General features: G+C 61.4%; 6 protein-coding genes and 1 tRNA gene. 4 read left to right on the forward strand and 3 right to left on the reverse strand.

Annotated elements, in window-relative coordinates; translation table 11 throughout:
- Positions 1-17 precede the first annotated feature (17 nt).
- From AC2CF9_RS07750 to zitB, 3 genes are read left to right on the forward strand one after another with little or no spacing between them, the layout of a single operon-like run.
- Entirely contained in the window at positions 18-602 is a 585-nt protein-coding gene (locus tag AC2CF9_RS07750; RefSeq protein WP_150018279.1) for a response regulator transcription factor, read from the forward strand.
- Positions 584-3658, forward strand: a complete 3075-nt coding sequence (locus AC2CF9_RS07755) for a hybrid sensor histidine kinase/response regulator (protein ID WP_484556702.1) — start codon at positions 584-586, stop codon at positions 3656-3658. Before AC2CF9_RS07750 ends, AC2CF9_RS07755 begins: the two co-directional genes overlap by 19 nt.
- On the forward strand, positions 3633-4592 hold the full coding sequence (gene zitB, locus AC2CF9_RS07760) for a CDF family zinc transporter ZitB (protein WP_484556703.1): 960 nt from the start codon (positions 3633-3635) through the stop codon (positions 4590-4592). The genes AC2CF9_RS07755 and zitB overlap by 26 nt, the downstream gene beginning before the upstream one ends.
- Here zitB and pnuC read toward each other — a convergent pair.
- Together pnuC and AC2CF9_RS07770 are read right to left on the reverse strand one after the other, a co-directional pair.
- Positions 4589-5308 (reverse strand): nicotinamide riboside transporter PnuC, encoded by a 720-nt coding sequence (gene pnuC / locus AC2CF9_RS07765; protein WP_484556704.1) that lies wholly within the window; start codon positions 5306-5308, stop codon positions 4589-4591. The two genes, zitB and pnuC, sit on opposite strands and share 4 nt — an antisense overlap.
- A gap of 155 nt (positions 5309-5463) precedes the next feature.
- Positions 5464-5967 carry a methylated-DNA--[protein]-cysteine S-methyltransferase gene (locus AC2CF9_RS07770; protein WP_484556705.1) on the reverse strand — a complete coding sequence of 168 codons (504 nt, stop codon included), beginning with the start codon at positions 5965-5967 and terminating at the stop codon, positions 5464-5466.
- Positions 5968-6126: 159 nt separating this feature from the next.
- Between AC2CF9_RS07770 and AC2CF9_RS07775 the strand changes: the two genes are divergently transcribed.
- A complete protein-coding gene (locus AC2CF9_RS07775; RefSeq protein ID WP_150018274.1) occupies positions 6127-7608 on the forward strand; it encodes an AlkA N-terminal domain-containing protein in 1482 nt (493 codons plus the stop codon).
- Between the two features lie 477 nt (positions 7609-8085).
- Here AC2CF9_RS07775 and AC2CF9_RS07780 read toward each other — a convergent pair.
- Positions 8086-8161, reverse strand: a tRNA-Lys gene (locus tag AC2CF9_RS07780).
- Positions 8162-8164: the final 3 nt, after the last annotated feature.

Below are 8164 nucleotides of genomic sequence, written 5' to 3' on the forward strand. Positions count from 1 at the left end.
TTCACAGGAACGGTGACATGGCTACCCTACTGCTTATTGACGATCACCCGCTGGTTGAAGTCGCACTTCAGGCTGCCTGCCAGCACGCCCCTATCCCTTTGCAGCTCTATGCCGCCGCTGATGAATCTCAGGCACGCGCCTGCCTGCAGCAGCATAATATTGACATCATTATCCTTGATATCGGCCTGCCGGATTGTGATGGTCTGGAGCTGCTGCGCCGCCTGCGCGCCCGCGATGCACAGCGCCCGGTGCTGATCTACTCTGCGCAGCAGAGCCGCCACACCTTACTGAGCGCCGCTTCGCTGGGGGCGGCAGGCTATGTGGTAAAAAGCCAGAGCATGGCTCAGCTGCTCAGCGCCATCCTTGCGGTGCTGGGGGGACAGCAGGCCTTTCCGCCGCTGCCGGAGCGCCTGGACCTGCCGCTGACGGAGAAAGAGCAGCAGATTGTAGCGCTGCTGGTGCGCGGCCTCTCTAATCTGCAGATTGGTGAACAGCTGCATATCAGCAACAAAACCGTCAGCACGCATAAAAAAAATATCATGGCCAAAACCGGCGTGACCTCGGTGGTTGAGCTGGCTGAACTGTGGAAAGCGCAGCAGTGAGGCGGCTCTGGCTGCTCTGTTTGCTGCTGGTGGCCAGCGCACGCGCTGAGCTGCTGCCCGCCAGCAGCGTCATGCTGCCTGCGGTTATGCCGGTGCCTCACGCTGCGCCGCCGCCCGCCACGCAGCTGCGCGTGGCGGTGCCGGTGCAGAACAGCGCGCCCTGGTCGATGCGCATTGGCGATCGCCTGTGGGGCATTGATGCTGACTATCTCAGCGCCCTCAGCCAGCAGAGCGGCATACGGTTTCAGCTGCAGGGCTACCCTGATCGGCGCGCGCAGCTGCAGGCGCTGAAGCGCGGTGAGGTGGATCTGGTTCTGACGACTGAAAGCGCACCGCTGCCTGCCGGCGCCTCGCTCAGCGCCAGCTGGTTCAGCACGCCGCTCCGTATTTACCGCAACCGTGCAAATCAGCGCGCGGTAATGTTTAACAGCGATAACGCGCAGCTGACGATTGCCGGCAGCACGCTGACGCAGCTGCCGCCGGAGCTGGCAGCGCGCCACCGCTGGCATCCGCTGCCCGGCAATTTACAGGCGCTCTACGCCCTGCTCAATCAGCAGAGTGATTATCTGGTCGCCGATGAAGCCAGCGCCGGCTTTCTGCTCAGCCAGCTGCAGCAGGGAGAGATCTACCAGATCACCGCCGATCCGGATGCGGTACTGACGCTGCGTACGATCGCCCGCGATCCGGCGCTGACGACATGGATCGATGCGCAGCTTCGCCTGCTGCCGGCAGAGTTCAGTCGTCAGGTTGCTCAGCGCTGGAGCCCGCCGCTGCCGCGCTATCAGGATACGCAGACGCTGATGCTCAGCCCGGCTGAGCAGCAGTGGCTGGCGGCGCATCCCGTTGTCACCTACGCCGCCGCGCCAGACAATGCCCCCTGGAGCTACCGGGACGCCAGCGGTAACGCGCGCGGCTTTGGTATCGACCTGCTTAATGCGCTGAGTCAGAGCACCGGCATCCGCTTCACGCCGCGCTGGGTCGCTAACCCGCAGCAGGCGCAGGCGCTGCTGGCACAGCAGGCGGTGATGCTTACGCTGCTGGAGCCTCTGGATACGCCCGATGCAGCCTCCACCACGCTTCCGGTATGGCGTGCTATCTGGGGCGTTTACAGCCAGATGCCGCTTGCGCCTGCCGACTGGTCCTCGCTGCAGGGCAAACGTCTTGGCGTACTGCGCGGCGATCTGGCCCGGCAGCTGCCGCCGCCGGGCATTACGCCACAGTGGTTTGACGACCGCACCCGGCTCTGGCAGGCGCTCAGCAGCGGACAGATTGATGCGCTGGTGGATAATGTGATCTCAGCGCGCTGGCGGCTGGCCAGCCGCGATGACACCGCGCTGCGTCTGGCGTTTGCCGCCAGCGATATCGCCTGGCCGATGGCGCCGCGGGTGGCTCCGCAGCAGCCGCAGCTGCGCGCCCTGCTCGATCGTGCGCTGCAGCAGATACCGCCAGAAACGCTGAACCAGATGCGGGCAAGCTGGGCGCAGCCGCCGCAGCCCGGCAGCACGATGATGATGCGCAGCATACCAAAACTGCTGCTGTTTGCAGCGGCGCTGATGATTGCAGGGCTGCTGCTGTTGCAGCTGCGTCACATGCTGCAGCAGCGGCGTGAACGGCGACAGCGCACAGAAGCGGAGCGCGCCAGTGCGGCTAAAAGCCAGTTTCTCGCGACCGTCAGTCATGAACTGCGTACGCCGATGCAGGCGATCCTTGGCCTGCTGGAGCTGGAGCAGCAGCAGCATGTGCCCTCACGGGTAGCGCTGATGCACAGCAGCGCCCGCTCGTTGATGGCGCTGCTGAACGATTTGCAGGATCATGCGCGGATTGAGAATCAGAGTTTCCGCCTGAATCCGCACCCGCTGAATCTCTCCCGCTGGCTGCAGCAGCAGCGGCAGCTTTACCATCCGCTGATGCGCCCCGGCGGCCCGCAGCTGCGCGTAACGGCCCTGACGCCGCTGCCCGCCAGCGTGCTGCTGGATAGCGATCGCCTGCAGCAGGTCATCAATAACCTGGTGGCTAATGCACTGAAGTTTACCCGTGAAGGCGAAATAAGCCTTACGCTGGCGGCGGAGGAGCAGATTAGGCTTGTTGTGACGGACAGCGGCAGCGGCATTCCGCTCAGCGAACAGGCTCACCTGTTCGAGCCGTGGTATCAGGCGCCGTCTGGCCGGCGTCATGCGGTGCAGGGCAGCGGGCTGGGGCTCTTTATCTGCCGGGAAATCGTACAGCGAATGGGCGGTACGCTGCAGCTGAGCTCTGCGCCGGGCCAGGGCACACGCGTCAGCGTAACGCTGCCGCTGACGCCCTGTGACATTGCGGATGCCGGCGACGATCCGGCCTGGCCGCGCTATCCGCAGCTGCGGGTGGCGATTGTTGACGATCATCCCGCTAATCTGCTGGTATTGCAGCAGCAGCTGGCTGCTTTTGGCATTCAGGCTGAGACCTTTGATGCGGGACGCGCCCTGCTGCTCGCCGATGCCAGGCAGCCGTTTGATGTGCTGTTTATCGATCAGATGATGCCGCATCCCGATGGCCTGATGCTGCTGCGCATTCTGCGCCGCCGCCAGCGACAACGACCTCACCCTGCCCTGCGCGTGATCTGTTCTGCCGATGTGCAGCGTTTGCGCCTGCCGCTGCAGGCGCATGAGGCGCAGCTGGTGAAGCCCGTTACGCTGCAGGCGCTGGCCGCGCTGCTGGCGCAGGCGCAGTCCGACCCGCTGGCACAGCTGCCGGCAACGCTGCAGCAGCTGGCTCAGCACGACGCCAGCTGGCTGCCGCGCATCTGTGAAACGCTGCAGCGCGCCGTTACGCAGGATCGCGATGCGCTGCTGCAGGCCAGCGGGCAGCGCGACTGGGCGGCGATTGAAAAAGCGGCTCACCGCCTGAAAGGCAGCTGGCTGATGCTGGGCATTGAAGATGCCGCCGGAGCGTGTCAGCAGCTGATTGACGCCGCGAAACAGCAGCAGCTCCATCCTGACACGCTCAATTTACTGATAGTATTAACCAACAGGCTACTCAACCAACTGGAACGCTATGGCACACTCTCACTCTCACGGTGACCACAATGCTAATCGCACCCGCCTGGCGGCGGCGTTTGGCGTCACGGCACTGTTTATGCTGGCCGAAGTGATCGGCGGCCTTCTTTCAGGTTCACTGGCGCTGCTGGCCGACGCCGGACATATGCTGACCGACGCTGCCGCGCTGCTGATGGCGCTGCTGGCGGTGCAGTTTGCGCGCCGCAAACCCAATGCGCGGCATACCTTTGGCCTGCTGCGTCTGACCACGCTGGCGGCGTTTGTAAACGCGATTGCGCTGCTGGTGATTACCGTGCTGATCGTCTGGGAGGCGATCCGGCGTTTTACGCATCCGCAGCCGATTGAGGGTGGCCTGATGCTCGGCATCGCTATCGCCGGGCTGTTTGCTAACCTGCTCTCATTCTGGCTGCTGCATCGCGGCAGCGGCGAGAAAAATCTCAACGTGCGCGCCGCCGCGCTGCATGTTCTGGGAGACCTGCTTGGCTCAGTGGGTGCCATTGCCGCCGCGGTTATCGTTATGCTCACCGGCTGGACGCCCATCGATCCGATTCTTTCACTGCTGGTTTCCGTGTTGGTAGTACGCAGCGCCTGGGCGCTGCTGCGCGAGAGCCTGCATGAGCTGCTGGAGGGCGCACCGGTGAATATCAATATTGATAAGCTGGGGCGCGAGCTGAAGCTGAACATTGATGAGGTGCGTAACGTCCATCATATCCACCTGTGGCAGGTGGGAGAGAAGCCGGTGCTCACGCTGCATGTCCAGGTAGTGCCGCCGTACGATCACGATGGCCTGCTGCGAAAAATCCATCATTATCTGCATCAGCACTATCAGATTGAACACGCCACGGTGCAGATGGAGTATCAGGCGTGCAGCCTGCCCGACTGTGCGCTCGGTTCAGAACATGCGGCTCATGATGATGGCCATGCGGTGCTGGACGGACACGCGCATCATCATCACTAACCCGCCAGCGCGCGTGAGCCCTGCTCGCGTGCGCTCTGTATCCACAGACGCGAGCCGTTCAGCGCAATCAGCGTGAGAATGGCGTACTCCAGCGACATCGCATACACCCCCTGCCGGGCAAAAATCATCACGCTAATGACGTTGATTACCACCCACAGCAGCCAGTTTTCGACATATTTACGCGTCATCAGAATCATTGCCACGACAGAGAGCACCATCATGCAGGAATCCCAGAAGGGAAACGCGTCAGGCTGCAGCTGCGGCATGGTGACCTGCAGGCCAATTCCCTGCATGATCTGCACCGCGCTGCGGGTAAGGAAGCCAAATACCACGTCGATATAGCGCGTCATCAGCGCAATCGCGATAACGCAGGCCGCGCCCCATGCCAGCGCTTTCGGCAGCGACAGCCAGCGAATTTTTAACGCGCGCTCATGGTCACTGGTCTGCCGGCTCCATGCATACCAGCCATAGAGATTGGCGACAAAGAAAAAGAGCTGCAGCAGCAGGCTGGCGTAGAGCTGGATCTGAAAGAAAATCACCGCAAACAGCGTGACGTTGATCAGGCCAAACAGGTAGTTACTGATTTTTTCCTGGCTTGCCAGCCAGATACAGAGCAGCCCGGCCAGCGTGCCGAACGCTTCAATCCATGAGAGATCATATCCGCCGGCGCCCAGAGGGATATGTACCAGGATATTTTGCGTGCTGAAAATGTCCATTACTGGCTCCTGTGCCTGAAATGCAGGGTGCGAAAAAGCGCAGATGGCTGCTGCCCGATCCGGAAGCGCACCACCGCATTAATGTTTTATGTAATTAACAACAGAAGCTAAGAAAATACTATAAAGAATAATAAAGCGCCATTTAGTTTTTTATACTAAACAACCGGCGCATCCGGTTTTTTAGCTGCCCGCTCCAGCTCCAGCAAAAACGCTTTAACCGGCAGGCCACCGGCAAAGCCGGTCAGTTTGCCGTTGCTGCCAATGACACGGTGGCAGGGAGCCATAATAGAGAGCGGGTTTTTACCGTTGGCAGCCCCCACCGCGCGCACGGCTTTGGGATGCCCAATCTGCTCAGCTATCTGCCGGTAGCTGCGCGTCTCCCCAAACGGAATAGTCAGCAGGGCGGCCCATACCTTTTGCTGGAACGGCGTGCCGGACGGGTCGTAGCTCAGGGTAAAACGCTGCCGGGTGCCGGCAAAATACTCCTGCAGCTGACGCTCAGCCTCGCACAGCACCGGATGCAGCTCGTTACGTGACAGCGGCGTCAGCGGCACGCGCTGCGAGCCTTCATTTTCCCACAGCACGGCTGCCAGGCCTTTATCGCTGGCAATCAGCGTCAGCTCGCCGACCGGCGTCACGATGGTTTTAGTATGGTACATAACAGATCTCCGCAGTGGATGACTCCCGACTATTATTGCATTAATCACGCCGCACACTGGCTGTTTTCGGACAGGCACATAAACTGATTAGCTGTCCGAAAGCAGCGTGTTTCCGCACCCGGACTGCGCCATGATGCCCTTTATTTACCGGAGAAGACGATGCTTGATCCTGAAATTGCTTACCAGGCGCTGACGTCGCGCGACAGTCGCTTTGACGGGCTGCTCTACGTGGGCGTAACCTCAACCGGTATTTACTGTCGTCCCGTCTGTCCGGTACGCAAACCGCTGCTGAAAAACTGCCGCTTTTTTCATAATGCAGAAGCAGCGGAAAAGGCGCGCTTTCGCCCGTGCCTGCGCTGCCGCCCGGAGCTGGCGCCGGGATTTGCGCCGGTAGATAACCATCACCGCATTGCCGATCGTCTGATCCGTCGCGTTGAAGAGGGCATGCTGGAGGAGCAGACCTCGCTGGCAGATATTGCCGGTGAGTTCTTTCTGAGTGAACGTCAGCTGCGGCGCGTGATTCAGCAGGAGCTGGGCGTTTCGCCGCTGGAGCTGCGTCAGACGCGGCGCATGCTGCTGGCGAAACAGCTGCTGACCGAAACCGCCCTGCCCGTAACGGAGATCGCTTACGCCAGCGGCTTTCGCAGCCTGCGCCGCTTTAATGATGTGTTTCAGGCGCGCTATCACATGACACCTTCCGCGCTGCGTAAGCGGAGCCAGCCGGAAGGCGCTGCGCTGCCACAGCAGAGCGCCACACTGCAGCTGAGCTATCGGCCGCCCTATGACTGGGCGGCGATGCTGGAGTTTCTTGAAGCGCACGTTATGAAGCAGGCTGAGTGGGTGGCCGATGGCGCTTATCACCGCACCGTCGCGCTGGGCGGCTGTCGCGGCTGGGTGCGCGTCAGCGCCCTGCCCGATAAGCATGCGCTGCAGGTTGAGTTCACTACCACACTGACGCCGGTGCTGCCTGCCCTGCTGCGCCGGCTGCGCGATCTGTTCGATCTGGATGCTCAGCCGCAGGCGGTAAGCGATCTGCTGGGCCGCGATCCGCTGCTGGCAGAGAGCCTGGCGCGCCATCCGGGTCTGCGCGTGCCCGGCGCGTTCGATGCGTTTGAGTTAAGCGTGCGCGCGATTCTCGGCCAGCAGGTTACGGTAAAAGCGGCTGTAACGCTCAGCAGCCGTCTGACAGAGCGCTTTGGCGAGCCGCTGGAGACGCCCTGGCCAGCGCTCTCCCGACTCTCTCCGGACGCGGCCACGCTGGCAGCAGCAACGGTCGATGATATTGCGGTGCTTGGCATAGTCAGCGCCCGTTCAAATGCGATTATCGCGCTGGCCCACGCCTGCGCCAGCGGCGCACTGCGCTTTAACGGCTCTCTGCCGCCGGATACCGTACAGCAGCAGCTGCTGGCACTGAAGGGTGTCGGCCCGTGGACCGCCAGCTATATCGCCATGCGCGCGCTGCGCTGGCCTGATGCTTTCCCGAAAGAAGATATCGCTATCCGTAATAATCTCGGCGGCGTAACGGCCAGAGAGGCAGAGCAGCTGTCACAGGTATGGCGGCCGTGGCGCAGCTATGCCGTGCAGCATATCTGGAAAAGCCTGATGCCCGAAAAAGCCCCCCGGAAAAAGCCGGTACGGTAGCGCGCCAGTGGCATCTTCATTCACCATCGGAGGTTAATGCGCGGCCAGGGCGCCATAAATGGCGCCCCTACGTATGGATGGGCATATTCCGTCAGCGCATTACCGCTCCCCCATACTCGTAGGGGTCGCATTAATGCGACCCTGGCGCGTTAATGCGGCCCTGGTGCGTTAATGCAACCCTGACGCGTTCATTTACCATCGGGGGTCATACGCGGCCAGGGCGCCATAAATGGCGCCCCTACGGATAGATGGGCATATCCCGTCAGCGCATTACCGCTCCCCCATACCCGTAGGGGTCGCATTAATGCGACCCTGGCGTGTTAATGCAACCCCGGCGCGTTCATTGGCCATCAGGGGGTTATACGCGGCCAGGGCGCCATAAATGGCGCCCCTACGGATAGATGGGCATATTCCGCCAATGCATTACCGTACTGCGGAAAACGAAAAAAGCGCCCATTAGGCGCTTTTTTCTGAATCTGGTGGGTCGTGCAGGATTCGAACCTGCGACCAATTGATTAAAAGTCAACTGCTCTACCAACTGAGCTAACGACCCATC

Source organism: Pantoea sp. SYBGC1, assembly GCF_057197005.1.

What these genes read in the sequence shown, in the direction of transcription:
- AC2CF9_RS07750 (WP_150018279.1), top strand. Translation starts at nt 18, where the DNA reads ATGGCTACCCTACTGCTTATTGACGATCACCCGCTGGTTGAAGTCGCA.
- zitB (WP_484556703.1), top strand. Translation starts at nt 3,633, where the DNA reads ATGGCACACTCTCACTCTCACGGTGACCACAATGCTAATCGCACCCGC.
- pnuC (WP_484556704.1), bottom strand. Translation starts at nt 5,308, where the DNA reads ATGGACATTTTCAGCACGCAAAATATCCTGGTACATATCCCTCTGGGC.
- AC2CF9_RS07770 (WP_484556705.1), bottom strand. Translation starts at nt 5,967, where the DNA reads ATGTACCATACTAAAACCATCGTGACGCCGGTCGGCGAGCTGACGCTG.
- AC2CF9_RS07775 (WP_150018274.1), top strand. Translation starts at nt 6,127, where the DNA reads ATGCTTGATCCTGAAATTGCTTACCAGGCGCTGACGTCGCGCGACAGT.